This is a genomic window from Mesorhizobium sp. LMG 17147 (assembly GCF_024297145.1).
Taxonomy (GTDB): domain Bacteria; phylum Pseudomonadota; class Alphaproteobacteria; order Rhizobiales; family Rhizobiaceae; genus Mesorhizobium.
The window spans coordinates 692,789-709,908 of the sequence record NZ_JANCTC010000001.1 but is presented as its reverse complement, the minus strand read 5'-3'; the positions used below and the strand labels follow the sequence as shown (position 1 = coordinate 709,908).

Sequence of the window (17,120 nt, the reverse complement as noted above, 5' to 3'; positions counted from 1 at the left end):
CATGCATCCAGCATTTTCCGTCGTCTTTTTCACCACCGCCACGGGCGCCGGTTACGGCCTGCTCTCACTACTTGGCGTGCTCGCCGGACAGGGCTTTATCCCGCCCGATTTCTGGCTTGGCCTCACCGGCATGGGGCTGGCGCTTGGCCTGATCTCGGCAGGCCTGCTGTCGTCGGCCGGCCATCTCGGCCGGCCCGAACGCGCCTGGCGTTCCTTCTCGCAATGGCGAAGCTCCTGGCTGTCACGCGAAGGCGTTGCGTCGGTTGCGACCTTCATCCCGGCGGGACTGTTCGGTATTGGCTGGGTGGTCCTCGGCCGTACGAGCGGCTGGGTGGCTGTCGCCGGGCTGCTCGCTGCCATCGGCGCGGTCGCAACCGTCTGCACCACCGGCATGATCTACGCATCGTTGAAGCCTATCGCCCAATGGCACAGCCGCTTCACCCTGCCCGGCTATCTGATCTTTTCGGCAATGACCGGCTGCGTGCTGCTCAATGCGCTGCTGCAGGGTTTTGCCGTCGGCTCGAATACGCTTCTCGCGGCTGCCCTATTGCTGACCGTGCTCGGCTGGGGCTGGAAGCTGGCGACCTGGCGGTACAACGACCGGCTGGAAATCCCGACCACAGCCAACACGGCGACGGGTCTGGCCGGCGGCACGGTGCGGTCGATGGAATGGCCGCATACCGAGGAAAACTACTTGCTCAAGGAGATGGGCTTCCGCATCGCGCGCAAGCACAGCGTGCGGCTACGCCAGATCACGCAGGTGCTGGCCTTTGCTTTGCCTGCGTTGCTGTTGGTGGCGGCATTCGCCCTGCCGTGGCCCTATGCGGCGGTTTCGTCGATGCTCGCCGCGATCGCCCAACTCGCCGGCATGCTGGTCGAGCGCTGGCTGTTCTTCGCCGAGGCCAAGCACACCGTCACTTTGTACTACGGCAGGTAGGTTCAGCCCGGCCTGAGCATCGCGTGGGAAATCGCGAAGATGCGTTCGGTGCCAAGCATGTAGGCCATCAGCGTTTCGCGGCGGAACAGCCCGGCATAGGCGCGATCAAGCAGATTGAGCGAGCCGGTATAGGCGCCGAAGGCCGGCATGATCATGCGGCCGCCATCGCCGGCAAAGCAGCGCCGCCGCACCGAGCGGCCTTGCTGCACGATGCGGGCGCAAGGATGCAAATGGCCTGATATCTCGCCCTCCACCCTTACCGCCGAAGGCTCGTGCCGGAAAAGCAGAGAGCCGATGGCCAATTCGCGCACGGTCTCGCCGGGCAGGTCGGCCGGTGCTTCAGGATCATGATTGCCGGTGACCCAGAACCAGTCGCGCCCTACCATCAGGCCTTCCAGCCTTTCGCGAAAGCTTGCGTGCATGCGCGCAGCGCCGCCGCCATCGTGAAAACTGTCCCCCAGGCTGATGACGATCGAAGGCTGGTAGTCGGCGATTACCGTTTGCAAGCGGAGTAACGTGGCTCCGGTGTCGTAAGGAGGAACCAGCGTGCCGCGCCTGGCCAGCGAGGAGCCTTTTTCCAGATGCAGATCGGACACGGCCAGAAGCCGAAATTCGGGAAAGTAGAGCACGCCGCGGCGGTCGCAGACCGCGCGTTCGCCGGCGACATCGACAGAGCCCACCTCCGCCACAGGTGCAGCCATGGCCAGCGCGACAGTCATTTCGTCCCCATGGCCTCCTCGACCAGCGTGGCTGCATCCATCAGCAGCGTGTCATCGGCCTCGCCGTGCACCGGCATTTTGCCGATCTCGAGCATGATCGGCACGGCGAGCGGCGATATCTGCTCGAGGTTCTTATGCATGATTCGACCCTGGACGCGCGAGAGCATCTCGGCAAGTCTGCTGACATCCAGCAGACCGGTCGCGGCGTCGGCACGCGTCGCCTGCAGCAGGATATGGTCAGGCTCATGGCTGCGCAGCACGTCGTAGATGAGATCCGTCGACACGGTCACCTGGCGGCCGCTCTTCTCCTGGCCCGGGTGGCGTTTCTCGATCAATCCCGAGATCAGCGCGCAATTGCGAAAGGTGCGCTTCAACAACCAACTGCCGGCGAGCCAGGCTTCGAGGTCGTCGCCCAGCATGTCCTCGTCGAAGAGCGCTGCCAGCGACGGTTTCTTCGCCCTGAACATCCGGCCCATATCGGCAAGCGACCATATGGCAAGCGCATAGTCGGTGGCGACGAAGCCGAGCGGCTTGGCTCCCGCCCTGTCGAGGCGGCGGGTGAGCAGCATGCCGAGCGTCTGGTGCGCCAGCCTGCCCTCGAACGGATAGGCCACCAGATAGTAGCGGTTGCCGCGCGGAAAAGTCTCGATCAGCAGATCGTCGCGTTTCGGCAGCACCGACTTGTCGGCCTGGAAACGTAGCCAGTCGGCGACCTGCTCCGGCAGCTTCTTCCAGCGCTGCGGATCGTCCAGCATGGCGCGAACCTGTTCGGCCAGGTACGTCGAAAGCGGGAATTTGCCACCACCGTAATACGGGACCTTGGCGTCGCTGCCGGGTGCATTCGAGACAAAGCACTCATTCTCGCGGATACCTTCGAAGCGCAGCACCTTGCCGGCGAACATGAAGGTGTCGCCATGCGTCAACGTTTCGAGGAACGCCTCCTCGATCTTGCCCAGAACCCGGCCGCCACGCGAAGCCGCGCCTCTGCTGCCGGGCTGGACGTAGCGGACGTTGAGCGCCGGCACTTCGATGATGGTGCCGACGTTAAGCCGGTATTGCTGGGCGACGCGAGGATTTGAGACCCGCCACAGTCCGTCCTTGTTCAACCGGATGCGGGCATAGCGCTCGTAGTTCTTCAGCGCATAGCCGCCAGTGGCGACGAAATCGATGACGCGATCGAATGTCGGCCGATCGAGATCGGCGTAGGGTGCTGCCGTTCGCACTTCCTCAAACAGCGCATCGGCATGGAACGGCGCACCGCAGGCACAGCCCAGCACATGCTGCGCCAGCACGTCGAGCCCGCCATTGACCAGCGGCGGCGTATCCTGGGCACCGAGATAATTGGCATCGAGCGCCGCCCTGCATTCCAGCACCTCGAAGCGGTTGGCCGGAATCAGGATCGCCTTGGACGGCTCGTCCATACGGTGGTTGGCGCGGCCGATGCGCTGCGCCAGCCGGCTGGCACCTTTCGGCGCGCCGACATGGACGACCAGGTCGACATCGCCCCAGTCGATGCCGAGGTCGAGCGTCGAGGTGGCGACGATCGCACGCAAGGCATTCTCGCCCATCGCCTTTTCGACGCGCCGGCGCTGGGCGACATCGAGCGAACCGTGATGCAGCGCGATCGGCAATGTGTCCTCGTTGACCCGCCACAACTCCTGGAACAGCAGCTCCGCCTGGCTGCGTGTGTTGACGAACAGCAGGGTTGTCTTGTGGCGCTTGATCTCGTTGTAGATCTCCGGCGTTGCATAACGGGCCGAATGTCCCGCCCACGGCACGCGCTCCTCCGAATCGAGAATGGAGATGTCTGGCTTGGCCCCGCCGGTGACGACGATCAGTTCGGCCATCGGCCCTGGTGGATTCTGGCTGACCAGCCACCGCCGCAATTCGTCGGGCTCGGCGACCGTCGCCGACAGGCCTATCGTCTGCAGGGCGGGCACAAACGAGCGCAGCCGGGCCAGCCCGAGCGACAGGAGATGCCCGCGCTTCGAGGTCACCAGCGAATGCAATTCGTCGAGCACGACATAGCGCAGGTCTTCGAAGAAGCGCCTGGCATCGGGCGCGGCAATCAGCAGCGCCAGTTGCTCGGGCGTGGTCAGGAGAATGTCGGGCGGCGCCAGCTTCTGCCGCTGGCGCTTGTGTGCGGGCGTGTCACCGGTGCGCGTCTCGACGGTGACCGGCAGCCCGATTTCTGCGACGGGTTTGCCGAGATTGCGCTCGATGTCGACGGCCAGCGCCTTCAGCGGCGAGATGTAGAGTGTATGGATGCCTCGATGCGCCTGCCCCGGCCTTCTCCTCGGTCGGCCGGCCAGTTCGGTCAGCGATGGCAAGAACCCGGCCAGCGTCTTGCCGGCGCCGGTCGGGGCGATCAGCAATACCGACTGCCCGTCCTGGGCTTTGGCCAGCAAATCGATCTGGTGGGCGCGCGGCGACCAGCCCTTTTCCGCAAACCATTTGACGAATGGCTCGGGCAGGACGACGGCGGCATTCTGTTGGGCAAGGCGCGGCTGCTCTGTCACGTGCCAGAGGTAGCGCGGCGACGCGCAATCGCCAAGCAGAATCCGAACAAAAGGTGATCGATTCGAGTTAGGGCCGGCGAAACCCGGTCGGGCCGCCATAGAGATAACCGATACGGGCGACCGCCTCCCTCAGTCCTTCGCGCGACACCAGCATGGTGTGGCCGTTGGCGTGGATCATGGTCTCCGGATCCGTCATGATCGCGACGTGGCCTTTCCAGAAGACCAGGTCGCCGCGCCGCAACCCGGCAAAATCCGGCCCGGGATCGAGCGGTTCACCGACGGTCGCCGCCTGCATGTCGGTGTCGCGCAGCACTTGCCTGCCAGCCATGTGCATTGCAAGTTGCACGAGACCGGAACAATCGATGCCGAATCCGGAGACGCCACCCCACAGGTAGGGCGTGCCGAGAAACGACTCGGCGACCGCGACGTAGTCGGGGGCAAACTCGGCGACAGGCCTGAGATGACCCGAGATGACCGCCTGGCCGGACGGCAGCAGAGCATAATGCGTGCCGCGCGTTTCCGCTGAGCCCGTCACCGCCACCGATGACCCCATCGAGAGCTCCCCGCTCACCGGGAACCGCAAATCCGGTCCCGGATACAGGAAAGTGCGCGGCACCGAGACAACATGCGTGGCCGCATGATCCCGACCGCCCAGCACAGTGTCGGCGACATAGCCGACGTAGCCGTCGCGCTCGGCCTGTATCCAGGCCCAGCCCCCAACGTCCTCGAAGACGAGGACGTCTTCGCCGAACAGAAGCTGGGTATCGACGCCGGCGTCCGGCCGCGGCGCCCTGCGGATGTCAGCGACGGAGGCTGATATGCGAGCCGGCCGGCCGGCGACGAAACGGTCGGCGGAAACCTCGCCTTTCAGCCTGGCGTCGGCGAGATCGGAGCGGAAGGCATGGAGGCGGGCATCCCTGGCGGTCAAATCGGCAACTCGTTCAAATGGGCAACTCGTTCAAATGGGCAACTCTTGGGCTCTGGCAATGATAACATCGCCAAAGCGCTCGACAAAGAGCGCGCCTTCTACTGTGCGCCTGACCAGCACGTTGCGCTTGTCGAGCTCGTCGCGGTGGCGCGACACTAGTTTCAGCGCCCCCATCGTATCGAGCGCACGGGTGATCACCGGCTTGGTGACGTTGAGGCGGGCGGCTAACCCCCGCACCGTGTGTGGCGGCGGATCGAGATAGATGGTGAACAGGATCGCCGTCTGGCGCATGGTGAGATCGGGCGCGTCGTCACGCACCTCGGATAACACCACCTGTTGCCATAGTCGCAAGGCCTGGCTTGGACGCATGATAATCGACATCCGTCCAGCATGACTGAAAATTGTTTCGGTTCCGTTTCAGTCAATACCTTCGTCGGCTATGCCCGAGAATCAACCGTAGCGGTTCGAAATGACCTGCTCCAGCGCCCGGATGCCTTGCGCTTCGCCACCGGCAAGACCGTGCGGGCGGTCGGACGGGTTCCAGGCGAAGATGTCGACATGCGCCCAGCCGGCGGTCTTTTCCACGAAACGCTTCAGGAAAAGCGCCGCGGTGATCGAGCCGGCGAAACCGTCTGACGTGACGTTGTTGATGTCGGCCACCTTCGACGCCAGCTTGGCGTCATAGGGCTTCCACAACGGCATGCGCCATAGCGGATCCTCGACCGCAACGGAGGCGTCCGCCAGCTCGGATGCAAGCGCCTCGTCACCGGTGTAGAACGGCGGCAGGTCGGGACCGAGCGCAACACGGGCAGCGCCTGTCAGCGTCGCCATATCGACCAGCATCTGCGGCTCTTCGTCATCGGCCAAGGCCAAGGCATCGGCGAGTACCAGCCGTCCTTCGGCGTCGGTGTTGCCGATCTCGACGGTGATGCCCTTGCGGCTCACCAGCACGTCGCCTGGCCGGAAGGCGTTGCCGGCTATCGAATTCTCGACAGCCGGGATGAGCACGCGTAGCCGGACCTTCAGCCCGGTGGCCATAATCATGGAAGCGAGGCCCAGCACGTTGGCAGCGCCGCCCATGTCCTTCTTCATCAAAAGCATGCCCGAGGACGGCTTGATGTCGAGACCGCCTGTATCAAAGCAGACGCCCTTGCCGACCAGCGTTATCCTGGGGGCATTGTTCGGCCCCCAAATCATGTCGATCAGGCGCGGCGCGTCGGCAGATGCCCGACCGACGGCGTGGATCATCGGAAAGTTGGCGGTAAGAAGATCGTCGCCTTTGGTCACCGATATTTCGGCCTTGTGCGTCGCGGCCAAGGTCCGGGCGGCTTTTTCCAGCTGGCCGGGGCCCATATCGCTGGTCGGCGTGTTGACCAGATCGCGCGCCAGGAAAACGCCATTGGCGATGCGGCGGATGCGGGCAGCGTCTGTGCCTGCCGGCAGCGCGAGGCGAAGGCTCTTGCCTGGCTTCTTGCCGTAGCGGGTGAAGACATAGCCGCCGAGCGCCACGGCGAGTGCCGTAAGCTCCGGCTTGGCGGGTGCCGACGCAAAATGCCAGTCGCCTGCGGGTAAGGCTCTCGCCAGTGCGCCGATGGCCAGTGCGCCCTCGTCATCACCGGTGCCGAACAGGGCTCCGGCAATCGCGCCGTTGTCGCCAGGCACGATCAGCGTCCTGCCAGCTTCGCCGGAGAAGCTGTTGGCCTTGGCCCAGGCGACCGAGGATGGCGCAAGGCCCGCTGCCGCCAGAGCATCCTTCGCCACCAGATGGACCGGCAGCGCATTGCTCAATTCTTTCTCGACGAGTTCGACAGGCATTCGCTGGTCTCCGGCTTCCGAGTCGGCGTTTCTTAACTCTCCGTTAGGGTTAACAGAATATTTCTGCGGGAGGGAAGATGACCACGCAAATGGTCACGCGATGAACGGAGCCTTGGTGCCGATGCTGACCAACCGCAGGATGAACGCCAGCGCAAACAGGCTGATCAGCACGGCGTTGATGATGGCGCTTGCCGCAGGCGTCGCTGGCTGCGGAACCAGCAAATTGACGACTGGTTCGATTTCTCGTCCAAGCGGCAGGCCGCTGGAAACAATGTCGGCGGGCGAACTGCACAACGCTACGATGGCGCTCGGCCAGTCCTATGCGAAAAACCCCAGCGACAAGCGCATCGCGACAAATTATGCCGCGGCGCTGCAGATGGACGGCGACGCAGACCAATCGCTTGCGGTGATGCGCAAGCTGGCGATCGCCTTGCCGAAGGACCGCGACGTGCTCGCCGCCTATGGCAAGGCACTTGCCGCCAACGGACAGTTCGAACCGGCTCTCGATGCCGTGCGCCGCGCGCAGACCCCTGAATATCCTGATTGGAAACTGGTGTCGGCGGAAGCTGCTATTCTCGACCAGCTGGGCCAGAAGGATGAGGCGCGCCAAGGCTATCGCAAGGCGCTTGACCTCAGGCCGAACGAACCGTCGATCCTTTCCAATCTCGGCATGTCGTACGTGCTGGAAGGCGATTTGCGCACGGCCGAAACCTATATGCGCTCGGCCGCCCAGCAGCCGAATGCAGATAGCCGCGTTCGCCAGAACCTCGCGCTGGTCGTCGGTCTGCAAGGCCGTTTCGACGAGGCCGAGAAGATCGCCTCGCAAGAGCTGTCGCCGGATCAGGCGCAGGCTAACGTCGCTTACCTTCGCCAGATGCTGGCGCAGCAGAATGCCTGGAGCCAGCTCAAGGACCAGGACAAGGCAAAGCCCGCCACCAACTGACCGGCTCGGGCGCCGAACCGGCGCGCGAATTCCGCAACATGTCTAACGCAAAGAGCCGCGCTGCACCGGCGGCGTGGCTGAATCGTATCAGCGTTTCTGGCAACGCCGCTGGTGCTACTCGCTGCTGGATTTCGGCTGGTCGCCGAAAATGCCGCGCTGGCTCACCTGGATGCCGGCGGGACCCAGAATGATGGCGAACAGTACCGGCAGGAAGAACAGGATCATCGGCACGGTGAGCTTCGGCGGCAGCGCGGCCGCCTTCTTCTCAGCGGCATTCATGCGCATGTCGCGGCTCTCACTGGCAAGCACCCGCAATGCATGCGCCACGGGCGTGCCGTAGCGCTCGGCCTGAACCAGCGCCTGGGACACCGACCTGACGGATTCCAGCCCAGTTCGGCTTGCAAGGTTCTCGTAGGCCTGCTTGCGCTCCTGCAGATAGGAAAGCTCGGCGTTGGTCAGGATGAATTCTTCCGCCAATGCCACCGATTGCGCGCCGATCTCATCGGCGACCTTGCGAAGCGCCGCTTCCACCGACATGCCGGACTCGACGCATATCAGCATCAGGTCGAGCGCGTCCGGCCACGCCATCTGAATCGACTGCTTGCGCTTGGTAGCGCGGTTGTTGACGTAGAGCACCGGCGCGTAGAACCCCGCATAGGCAACCACGATGCACACGAACAGCTTCACGAAAAACGGCTGCTCGGGCAATCCGCCGAGCACGAACAGATACATCGCCGCCAATGCAAAGCCGATGAAGGGCAGGACGAGACGGAAGAAAAGGAAGCGCGTCAGCGGATTTTGCCCGCGAAAACCCGCCACTTTCAATTTCTGCAAGGTACCTTCATCCGCCAGCGCACGCCTGAGATCCAGGCGATCGACAATATTGCGCATGCCGACCGACTGTTCTTCGCGCAGGCCCTTGCGGCGGCGGTCGGCTTCGATTGCCAGCCGCGCCCGCTGCTTGGCGCGCAGCTCATCGCGCTCCAGCGCCACGGATTTCATGCGCGCCTTGAGCTGGTTCCCGCCAAAGGCGGGCAGCAGCGTGAAGACGGTCGCAAACACCGCTATTCCGACCAGCAGTGCGATCAGCAGGGACGGATCGGTGAGAGTTCTGACGACGTGATCGGTCATACGCGAGTCCTAGACTTCGAAATTCATCATCTTGCGCATTACCAGGACGCCTATCGACATCCACACGCCGGAACAACCGAGGATCAGATTGCCGGTGCTGGTGGTGAATAGGGGCATGATGTAGTTCGGGCTCGTCAAATAGACGAGACAGGCGACGACGAAAGGCAACGCGCCGATGATCACGGCGGATGCCTTGGCTTCCATGGACAACGCCTGGACCTTGGCTTTCATTTTCTTGCGATCGCGAAGCACGCGCGAAAGATTGCCCAGCGCTTCCGAAAGATTGCCGCCGGCCTGAGACTGGATCTGGATGACGATGCCGAAGAAGCTCGCCTCGGTGCACGGCATCGTTTCTGGCATGCGCATGGCCGCGTCGGGGATCGACAAACCCATTTGCTGCGAATCGACGATGCGGCGGAACTCGGTCTTGACCGGCTCGGGGGATTCGTTGGCGATCAGGCGCACGGCATCGTTCAGCGGCAGGCCGGATTTTACCGCACGCACAATGATATCGAGCGCGTTCGGAAATTCGTTGAGGAACGCCTTGACGCGGCGCCCGCGGCGAAACGAGACGAACCAGCGTGGCAGACCCAAGACGCCGACCAGCAGCGCAGCCGGCAAGACCAGCAGCGGTGCGCCGATGAAATATATAAGAGCCGTCAAGACGACGCCGCAGACCGCCGAGTAGACATAAAAGCGCTCGAGCGAGATCTTCATGCCGGCCTGACGGATTTGGATCTTCAGCGGTGGTTTTTTGACCAGGCTCTGATTGGACTTTTGCTTTTGATCGAGATCCTTCAGCGAATCCTGGACGGACTTGCGACGCTTGGCCGCTTCCGCGACGCGATCGCGCGAAGCCTTGACGACGGAACGATCCGTCTCGGCGGTCTTGATCGATTCAAGCCGCTTACCGACCTGCTTCTCGGTGCTGATCCGGTTGAACAGGAAAGCATAGGCCACAGCGCCGGCGCTGAAGCCGGCGAGCACGACGAATGCCAATACGGTGCCGTCAATTCCGAACATCGATCCTGGCCCCCACGTTTCCGGACGGATCAGTCAGCGCGCTTCTCCATTGCCTCGAGCGCAACGGCGAGGCGCTGCTCCTCGCCGTAATAGCGGGCACGCTCCCAGAAATGCGGACGGCCGATGCCAGTCGACACGTGCTCGCCCAGCAACCTGCCGTTCGCGTCCTCGCCCTTGATGTTATAGAGAACGATGTCCTGGGTGATGATGACGTCGCCCTCCATGCCGATCACCTCGGTGATGTGGGTGATGCGCCGCGATCCGTCGCGCAGGCGTGCAGCCTGTATGATCACGTCGACGGAGCCGACGATGATTTCGCGCACGGTTTTTTGCGGCAGCGTGTAGCCGCCCATGGCGATCATCGACTCTATACGGTTGAGGCATTCGCGCGGGCTGTTCGAGTGGATCGTTCCCATCGAGCCGTCATGGCCAGTGTTCATCGCCTGCAGCAGGTCGAACACTTCGGGTCCGCGCACTTCGCCGACGATAATGCGTTCGGGCCGCATGCGCAGACAGTTCTTGACCAGGTCGCGCATGGTCACTTCGCCCTCGCCTTCGAGGTTGGGCGGGCGGGTTTCGAGACGCACCACATGCGGCTGCTGCAATTGCAGCTCAGCCGAGTCTTCGCAGGTGATGACGCGTTCCTCCCGGTCGATATAGTTGGTCAGGCAATTGAGCAGCGTCGTCTTGCCCGAGCCGGTACCGCCCGAGATGACGATGTTGCAACGGACACGGCCGATGATCTTGAGAATCTCGGCCCCTTGCGGCGAAATCGAGCCGAACTTGACCAACTGGTCGAGCGTCAGCTTGTCCTTCTTGAACTTGCGGATGGTAAGTGCGGTGCCGTCAATAGCCAGGGGCGGTGCGATGACGTTGACACGAGAGCCATCTGGAAGACGGGCATCGCAGATCGGGCTTGATTCATCGACGCGGCGGCCGACCTGGCTGACGATACGCTGGCAGATGTTGAGGAGCTGCTGGTTGTCGCGGAACCGAATGCCGGTCTGCTCGACCTTGCCGTTGACTTCGATGTAAACGTTCTTGGAGCCATTGACCATGATGTCGGCAATATCGTCGCGCGCAAGCAGTGGCTCCAGCGGCCCGTAGCCCAAAACGTCGTTGCAGATGTCCTCGAGAAGCTCTTCCTGCTCGGCGATGGACATCGCGAAATTCTTGATCGCGATGATGTCGTTGACGATGTCGCGGATTTCCTCGCGCGCACTTTCGGGATCGAGCTTGGCCAGCTGCGACAGGTCGATCGTGTCGATCAGTGCGGCGAAGACCTGGCTTTTGGTGTCGTAGTAGGTTTCGCTCTTTTGGCGCTGGATAGTTTTCGGCTCCGGCGCCAATGGCGGTGGCTCGACTGCACGGCGAACCGGCGCAGCAGGCGCGCCGGATGGCGGCAGCGTCGCGGGTCTGGCAGCTATAGCCGCTTCCATAGGGTTCGCGGCAGCCGGCGCAGCAGCTGCGGGTGCGGGCTGACGGAATTCCGGGATGGTCCGGTTGCCGTCGTCGCTGCCTCTTTTACCAAACATGATCGCTTACCAATTCCACCGCTGAGGCATCACTTCTTGTTGCGCGAAAGCTTGCCTATCAGGTTGCCGAGGCCAGCCTTTTTCTTCACCTTGATTTCGCTGCGCCCTGTCAGCACATGGGCGATCTCGTTGATCGTGGCGACGACCGGACTCTTGGCATCCATTTCACCGAGCATACGTCCGTTATTGGCAGCATTTCCGAACAAAAGCGGCTCGAAGGGGATGACCGACATCGGCGAAAGGCCGAGGGATTCGGAGAAGTCGGACGGCGTAATCTCGGGACGTTTCGGCACACCGGCCTGGTTGATCACAAGCTTTGGCGCAGGATCGTTCGGACGAAGCCGCTTCAGCATGTCGACCAGGTTCTTCGTGTTGCGCAGATTGGCCAGTTCGGGCGTCGCCGTGATGACGATCTCATCGGCCTTGACCAGCGTGTTCTTGGTCCAGCCGGCCCACAAGTGGGGAACATCGAGCACGAGGAGCGGCGCGCTACGCTGGGCTATGTCGATAAGCTGGGTGAAAGCGTCGGGATCGAAATCATAGACCCGCTCCAGGGTCGAAGGGGCCGCAAGCAGCGACAGGTGCTCGGCGCATTGGGCGAGCAGTCGGTCGAGATAGACCTCGTCGACGCGTTCCGGCGAGAAGACCGCCTCGGCAATGCCTTGGGCCGGGTCTTGGTCGAAGTTGATATTGGCCGTTCCGAAGGCGAGGTCGAGATCGGCGACAACCACTTCGGATTTGAAAAGGGACGACATGGCCCAGGCCACATTATGGGCTATGGTCGAGGAGCCGACGCCGCCCTTGGCGCCGATGAACGCAATCGAGCGGCCGATCGGCTCAGCTTCCGGATCAACGAAGATCGAAGACACCACGCTGACGATGTCGGCCATCGATACGGGCGCGATGACATATTCGGAGATGCCCGAACGAATGAGTTCGCGATACAGGCCGACATCGTTGTAGTGGCCGACAACCACCACCTTGGAGGTCGGGTCACAATGCTCGGAGAGCTGGGCGAGTTGTTCCAGCAACAGCTTCGGCTCGCTGCGGGATTCAAGCAGGATCAGGTTCGGTGTCGGCGCCGACTGATAGAATTCGATAGCGGTGGGGATGCCCCCCATATGCACCTTCAGATGAGCCTTGGCCATGCGGCGATCCTCGCCGGCGCGCTCGACCGGATTGGCTACGCCTTCGGTCTCGCAAAATGCCTGGATCGAAATGCGCGGGATCGGCCGCAACGCCTGCATCGCGGCAATATCCTGCTCCGAGGTTTCGCCGCCCGGTACCTCTGTGTCATAGGCAAGATTGCTCATTGTCATCACTTTCCGTGACTTGCGCGGCTTAGAGTTTGTTGAGCCTCGACACTCGTTAATAATCGACTTCCGAATTGCCGAGGAATTCGTCCGAAATACCCCTGTCACGATAGACGTCGATCACCGCGCCGCGATTTTCCGCGTCGATCGGCGACGGTTTGCGCGGCCCGATCAGATCGGACGGATTGGCCATCTGGGCAGCCAGGTTGTTCTGATACGAACAGCCGAAATCGGCATAGTGCTTGTTTTCCGAAGTCTGCAGCAGGTCTTCGGGCCAGCGCCCGCATTTATCCGTCTGAGCCTTCACCGAGACGTAGGCAACGCGGACCGGTGCGGACGCTTCGGCTGAAACAGACTGATAGGACCGCATGGCGATCCGCTTCCGGCTGATGCCGCTGGCTATGGCTAACCTGGCGAAATCGCGGCCGGCCGCGGCCGCTGCGATTTCGTTAGCTGACCCGCTCGGAATCTCGATCGTCAGCACCGGAGCCGCGCTCCTGTCGTATCCGTTGAGAAAGCCCAGGAGCGTGTCACGCTGGGATCTGGTCATGCCACGGTCGCCGGCGCCGACCGGAAGGTCGATCTTCTGGACCTTCTCGGCGATGACGATAGGATGGGTGGTGCGATAGTCGTCCGGTATGGCACCGACCGTGACGCTGTCGCGATTGGCGCAGCCGGCCAGTGATGCCACCATCGCGATCGCTATGATCGGAACGGCCGGCCGCCAGATCCGCGAATGAACGGACTGTATCGCGGTGACCGCCCTTGCCTTCAATACTGCCTGAGACATGTCGACTTCCCCGCTTACTTGTAGATAAAGCCGACAACGCCGTGATAGCGGCCGTTGGGCTTGTCGGTCTGCATGGTGCCGTAGACGCGGTTGACGCGGCCAAGGAACATGCCGGCGCCATCGCTGGCTGCGTTGAAATTGTCATCCGGCTTGGCAAGATCGTTGCGCGCCACCGGCTTCACCAGATAGGGCGTGATGATGATGACGAGTTCGGTCTCGTTGCGGACGAAATCCCTGCTGCGGAACAGCGTGCCTAGCACCGGTATTTTGGTCAGGCCGGGCAGCCCGGCAACCGCCTGCCTGATGTCGTCGCGGACAAGGCCCGCGATCATCATGGAACCGCCGGAGGGCAATTCCACCGTGGTGTCGGCCAGGCGTTTGCGGATCGACAGCAAAGTGGTGCCGGGTAAGTCGCCGGCTCCTTCCAGGACTGCGGCGCCTTCGGTCGTAGGTTCCGAAACCGACGTCCTCACTTTCAGGCTAATGCGGCCCGCCGAGAGCACGACCGGCTGGAATTCGAGCCCAATTCCATATTCAAGGCGTTCGTGCTCGTAGGTAATCTGGCCAGTTTGATTGTCGTTTGAAACGTTGCTTGTTCGGCCGGTGATGATATTGAATTCGCCGCCGACCTTGAAGGTCGCCTTCTCGCCGGAAACGGCGGTGAGAGTCGGCTCGGCCAGCGTCTTCATGACACCGCTTTGCTCCATGGCGTTTATGTACGCTTGAAGAGTTGAGCTGCCGATCGCCGCCCCCGAATATTGCGACAGTGGCTTTCCCAATCCGTATGCGGGCGTGGTGAGAGCGCTCCAACTGATGCCGTTGCTGCTGCCGTTGCCGACCATGTTGACGCCGAGCTGCTTCATCACCGTGCGGCTGACCTCGGCAACCGTCACCTTCAGCGTCACCTGGTCGTCGCCGATAATCTGCAGCAGGTTGATGATCTGGCTGACGCGGCGCTCGGCATCCGGGTTGTCGATGGCGACGCCGGCTTCGGCCGAACCGCCGGCAGCGGTCTGCGAATATTGACCCGTGGTCGCCTCGCCGCCGGACACGAAGATGTTTGCCAGATCAGCCGCGCGCTTGGCGTCCAGAGGAGTGTCCACGGTTCCGGTCAGAACGACATTATCGTTCAGGAGTTCGACTTTAACGGTCGATGACGGGATGAAGCGCTTGATATAATCCTCCAGCCCGGCAACATCGCGTTCGACCGCCAGGTCAAGGCTGACGATCTGCTCGCCATTCGGGCCAAACACGAAGATGTTGGTCTCGCCGACCGCCTTTCCGAACAGATAGATGCGGCGGGCGGTGCGGGTCACTGCGTCGGCTACAGCGGGGTTGGCGACGAGAATATCATAGGCATCGCTCGGCAGGTCGATGACCACCGATTTATTGAGTCCGAGTTTGACCCGCTGGGTGGCGGTCGAAGCCGTGACCCTGGCATTGCCCGCCGCACTGGCATCGAGGATGCCATATGCATTCGTTCCAAGGAGAAACAGGCCGATCGCCACAGCCAGGGTGAGCGGCAGTTTGGTTTTTAGCCTCATTTCCTTGCCCCCACCTCGGAAACTTCGCCCGACTTGATCAACCGCACGGTGCCGCGCCGACCATTGCCGGAAACCAGGTAGTCGGCCTCGCCCACATTCTTGTCCTGGCTGTCCTTGATCGAGCGCAGCGCCAGTGTCAGGCGATCCGCCATCTGCTGTGCGACGGTGATGATCTCGGACTGCTGCGGCGTCAGCTCCAGGGTGGCGGTCTGGCCGACTCTGGTCTTCTTGCCTTCCTCATCCTCCTGAATGGTCTGGTCGATCGCCAGGACACGAATGTTCTTGAGGATAGTTTCGGTCGTGAAGCCCGGACCACCGCCATTGGCGGCATCGGTTCTGCGGGTCATGATGACGTCGACGAAATCGTTCGGAAGAATGAAGCCACCGGCCGAGGTGTCGGCCGAAATGCTTGTGGCGACAGCCCGCATGCCGGAGGGCAGGATCGACGACATGAAGCTTTGCCCTTCACCGATCAGCTTCGAGCGGCGCAGCGGCTCGCCGGCATAGAGCGCCACGCGGGCGACGGCGCCCTTCAGCTTGTCCAGCGCTTCAGGCTCGGCAGCGCGGGTGATGAAATTTGCGTTGATGCCGGCGGACGGCCATGACTCCCAGGAAATGTTGTTTTCAAGCGGACTGCCCATCGGAACGTCGCCGGAAAGAACAAGCACATCCTGCAGCGCGATCGCCGGCGCCTGAGGACCGGAATCGACAACCGGAGGCGGCGGAGCCACAACCATGTTCTTCGCGACATAGCCTGCACCGCCGGCCGCGGCTATCGCCACGCCTAGAATAATTAATCGGGATGCTGGCATCTGTCCGAACCTCGCCTTGGCAAACCACTAGCCAAGCCGGACTTTGCAGCGGCAATCGTCAAAACAAGGTTAATGTTATACTTACGATCGTGATTAATTTAAGGTTTACATAAATTAGAGCGACAACTCTGGGCCGAAGGAAAACGTGGCCAATTCGCCTGCTCGGCGCCAATGGCGTAAAGCGACATTCAGCCCGCCAGCCTGGTAAGCGCCCAGGCCATCAACGGTGAGTCGGAATAGGTGAGCAGACCGCCAATGCCAAGCGCAATGCCGTACGGAACGCCGGTCGCCTCATCGGCGAAATGGCGCAGGAACCGATTGTGGCTTGTGACGGCGGCAAGCAACGATTTTCGATAGGCGATGATGGCAAGGGTCAGCAGACCGCCGATGAATGTCGAGGTGACGAGATACTCGACGAGATGGATGTTCAGTCCCATCCATACGGCAGTGGCGGCCAGGAGCTTGGCGTCGCCGCCGCCCATGCCGCCAAGCGCGAACAGGCCGAATGTCACTACAAGAACCAGGCCGCCGGCGGCGAAGTGCCCGCCATAAGTGGCCCAGTCCATGCCGGTCAAGGGCGCAACCAAGGCAAAGACAACGACGAGCAGCACAGGCACGCGATTGGCGATCGTCATCGACAGCATGTCGGAGATCGCGGCAAAAAGCATGCAGAATGGAAAGACGACGAAGATCACGGCTTCAAGCATGGGCGTGGCGCCTGTGGTCAAACTGTACCCGGTCCCAGCCTAGGTATGTTCGATTAACGATTGATGAGGTCTAAAGTTCAAAATCATGCGTAGGACTAAATAAGGGCCGCCAGTGCGGCGGCCCTTATTGGGAAGCAACGGAATGTTGTTGCTTACGAAGCGTTGACCTTGGTGGCAATCTTGTCGAACTTGGCGTTCAGCGCGGTGCCGAGCGAGGTGGCGCCGACCATGATGGCGAGCGCGATGAGAGCGGCGATCAGACCGTATTCGATAGCGGTCGCGCCGGATTCGTCCTTCACAAAACGTGCGATGAGGTTAGACATTTGAGCTCCTACTCCAATTGTTACAGCACTTCCGTCAACTTCTCTTGTGGCTGATCGGATACTGCGAATCTAAGGAGAAGC

At 62.0% G+C, this 17,120-nt stretch carries 16 protein-coding genes; 2 read left to right on the top strand and 14 right to left on the bottom strand.

Annotation, left to right across the window (positions count from 1 at the left end; all coding sequences use genetic code 11):
* The first annotated feature begins 1 nt into the window (after window position 1).
* A complete protein-coding gene (locus NMG46_RS03440; RefSeq protein ID WP_254816303.1) occupies window positions 2-937 on the top strand; it encodes a DmsC/YnfH family molybdoenzyme membrane anchor subunit in 936 nt (311 codons plus the stop codon).
* Between the two features lie 2 nt (window positions 938-939).
* Here NMG46_RS03440 and pdeM read toward each other — a convergent pair whose 3' ends face one another.
* The 5 genes from pdeM to NMG46_RS03415 form a co-directional block, all read right to left on the bottom strand.
* Window positions 940-1,656, bottom strand: coding sequence for a ligase-associated DNA damage response endonuclease PdeM (gene pdeM, locus NMG46_RS03435; RefSeq protein ID WP_254816302.1), 717 nt, complete (start codon window positions 1,654-1,656; stop codon window positions 940-942).
* Entirely contained in the window at window positions 1,653-4,175 is a 2,523-nt protein-coding gene (locus NMG46_RS03430; protein ID WP_254816301.1) for a ligase-associated DNA damage response DEXH box helicase, read from the bottom strand. The genes pdeM and NMG46_RS03430 overlap by 4 nt, the downstream gene beginning before the upstream one ends.
* A 67-nt stretch (window positions 4,176-4,242) precedes the next feature.
* Entirely contained in the window at window positions 4,243-5,103 is an 861-nt protein-coding gene (locus tag NMG46_RS03425; protein WP_254816300.1) for a C40 family peptidase, read from the bottom strand.
* A 30-nt stretch (window positions 5,104-5,133) separates the two neighbouring features.
* Window positions 5,134-5,484: a MarR family winged helix-turn-helix transcriptional regulator gene (locus NMG46_RS03420; RefSeq protein ID WP_023676939.1), complete on the bottom strand. Its 351-nt coding sequence runs from the start codon at window positions 5,482-5,484 to the stop codon at window positions 5,134-5,136.
* Between the two features lie 69 nt (window positions 5,485-5,553).
* On the bottom strand, window positions 5,554-6,918 hold the full coding sequence (locus NMG46_RS03415) for a M17 family metallopeptidase (RefSeq protein ID WP_254816299.1): 1,365 nt from the start codon (window positions 6,916-6,918) through the stop codon (window positions 5,554-5,556).
* A gap of 121 nt (window positions 6,919-7,039) precedes the next feature.
* On the opposite strand from NMG46_RS03415, the gene NMG46_RS03410 reads away from it, so the two are divergent.
* Complete coding sequence (locus NMG46_RS03410; RefSeq protein ID WP_254816398.1) at window positions 7,040-7,861, top strand: tetratricopeptide repeat protein; 822 nt, start codon at window positions 7,040-7,042, stop codon at window positions 7,859-7,861.
* Between the two features lie 114 nt (window positions 7,862-7,975).
* Here the strand turns inward: NMG46_RS03410 and NMG46_RS03405 are convergent, their stop codons facing one another.
* The 9 genes from NMG46_RS03405 to NMG46_RS03365 form a co-directional block, all read right to left on the bottom strand.
* Complete coding sequence (locus NMG46_RS03405) at window positions 7,976-8,992, bottom strand: type II secretion system F family protein (protein WP_254816298.1); 1,017 nt, start codon at window positions 8,990-8,992, stop codon at window positions 7,976-7,978.
* A 9-nt stretch (window positions 8,993-9,001) separates the two neighbouring features.
* Window positions 9,002-10,015, bottom strand: a complete 1,014-nt coding sequence (locus NMG46_RS03400) for a type II secretion system F family protein (RefSeq protein ID WP_254816297.1) — start codon at window positions 10,013-10,015, stop codon at window positions 9,002-9,004.
* A gap of 29 nt (window positions 10,016-10,044) precedes the next feature.
* Window positions 10,045-11,550: a CpaF family protein gene (locus tag NMG46_RS03395; protein ID WP_254816296.1), complete on the bottom strand. Its 1,506-nt coding sequence runs from the start codon at window positions 11,548-11,550 to the stop codon at window positions 10,045-10,047.
* 29 nt (window positions 11,551-11,579) lie between these two features.
* Window positions 11,580-12,863, bottom strand: coding sequence for a CpaE family protein (locus NMG46_RS03390; protein ID WP_254816295.1), 1,284 nt, complete (start codon window positions 12,861-12,863; stop codon window positions 11,580-11,582).
* Window positions 12,864-12,918: 55 nt separating this feature from the next.
* Complete coding sequence (locus tag NMG46_RS03385) at window positions 12,919-13,653, bottom strand: CpaD family pilus assembly protein (protein WP_254816294.1); 735 nt, start codon at window positions 13,651-13,653, stop codon at window positions 12,919-12,921.
* Between the two features lie 14 nt (window positions 13,654-13,667).
* Entirely contained in the window at window positions 13,668-15,197 is a 1,530-nt protein-coding gene (locus NMG46_RS03380) for a type II and III secretion system protein family protein (protein ID WP_254816293.1), read from the bottom strand.
* The gene (gene cpaB / locus NMG46_RS03375) at window positions 15,194-16,009 is read right to left on the bottom strand and encodes a Flp pilus assembly protein CpaB (protein WP_254816292.1); all 816 of its coding nucleotides are present in this window, start codon (window positions 16,007-16,009) and stop codon (window positions 15,194-15,196) included. Before cpaB ends, NMG46_RS03380 begins: the two co-directional genes overlap by 4 nt.
* 188 nt (window positions 16,010-16,197) lie before the next feature.
* On the bottom strand, window positions 16,198-16,716 hold the full coding sequence (locus tag NMG46_RS03370) for a prepilin peptidase (RefSeq protein WP_254816291.1): 519 nt from the start codon (window positions 16,714-16,716) through the stop codon (window positions 16,198-16,200).
* A gap of 152 nt (window positions 16,717-16,868) precedes the next feature.
* The gene (locus NMG46_RS03365; RefSeq protein WP_254816290.1) at window positions 16,869-17,039 is read right to left on the bottom strand and encodes a Flp family type IVb pilin; all 171 of its coding nucleotides are present in this window, start codon (window positions 17,037-17,039) and stop codon (window positions 16,869-16,871) included.
* Window positions 17,040-17,120: the final 81 nt, after the last annotated feature.

Coding starts and splice junctions, on each gene's coding strand:
- NMG46_RS03440 (WP_254816303.1), top strand. CDS start 2: ATGCATCCAGCATTTTCCGTCGTCTTTTTCACCACCGCCACGGGCGCC.
- pdeM (WP_254816302.1), bottom strand. CDS start 1,656: ATGACTGTCGCGCTGGCCATGGCTGCACCTGTGGCGGAGGTGGGCTCT.
- NMG46_RS03420 (WP_023676939.1), bottom strand. CDS start 5,484: ATGTCGATTATCATGCGTCCAAGCCAGGCCTTGCGACTATGGCAACAG.
- NMG46_RS03415 (WP_254816299.1), bottom strand. CDS start 6,918: ATGCCTGTCGAACTCGTCGAGAAAGAATTGAGCAATGCGCTGCCGGTC.
- NMG46_RS03410 (WP_254816398.1), top strand. CDS start 7,040: ATGCTGACCAACCGCAGGATGAACGCCAGCGCAAACAGGCTGATCAGC.
- NMG46_RS03405 (WP_254816298.1), bottom strand. CDS start 8,992: ATGACCGATCACGTCGTCAGAACTCTCACCGATCCGTCCCTGCTGATC.
- NMG46_RS03400 (WP_254816297.1), bottom strand. CDS start 10,015: ATGTTCGGAATTGACGGCACCGTATTGGCATTCGTCGTGCTCGCCGGC.
- NMG46_RS03395 (WP_254816296.1), bottom strand. CDS start 11,550: ATGTTTGGTAAAAGAGGCAGCGACGACGGCAACCGGACCATCCCGGAA.
- NMG46_RS03390 (WP_254816295.1), bottom strand. CDS start 12,863: ATGAGCAATCTTGCCTATGACACAGAGGTACCGGGCGGCGAAACCTCG.
- NMG46_RS03385 (WP_254816294.1), bottom strand. CDS start 13,653: ATGTCTCAGGCAGTATTGAAGGCAAGGGCGGTCACCGCGATACAGTCC.
- NMG46_RS03380 (WP_254816293.1), bottom strand. CDS start 15,197: ATGAGGCTAAAAACCAAACTGCCGCTCACCCTGGCTGTGGCGATCGGC.
- cpaB (WP_254816292.1), bottom strand. CDS start 16,009: ATGCCAGCATCCCGATTAATTATTCTAGGCGTGGCGATAGCCGCGGCC.
- NMG46_RS03370 (WP_254816291.1), bottom strand. CDS start 16,716: ATGCTTGAAGCCGTGATCTTCGTCGTCTTTCCATTCTGCATGCTTTTT.
- NMG46_RS03365 (WP_254816290.1), bottom strand. CDS start 17,039: ATGTCTAACCTCATCGCACGTTTTGTGAAGGACGAATCCGGCGCGACC.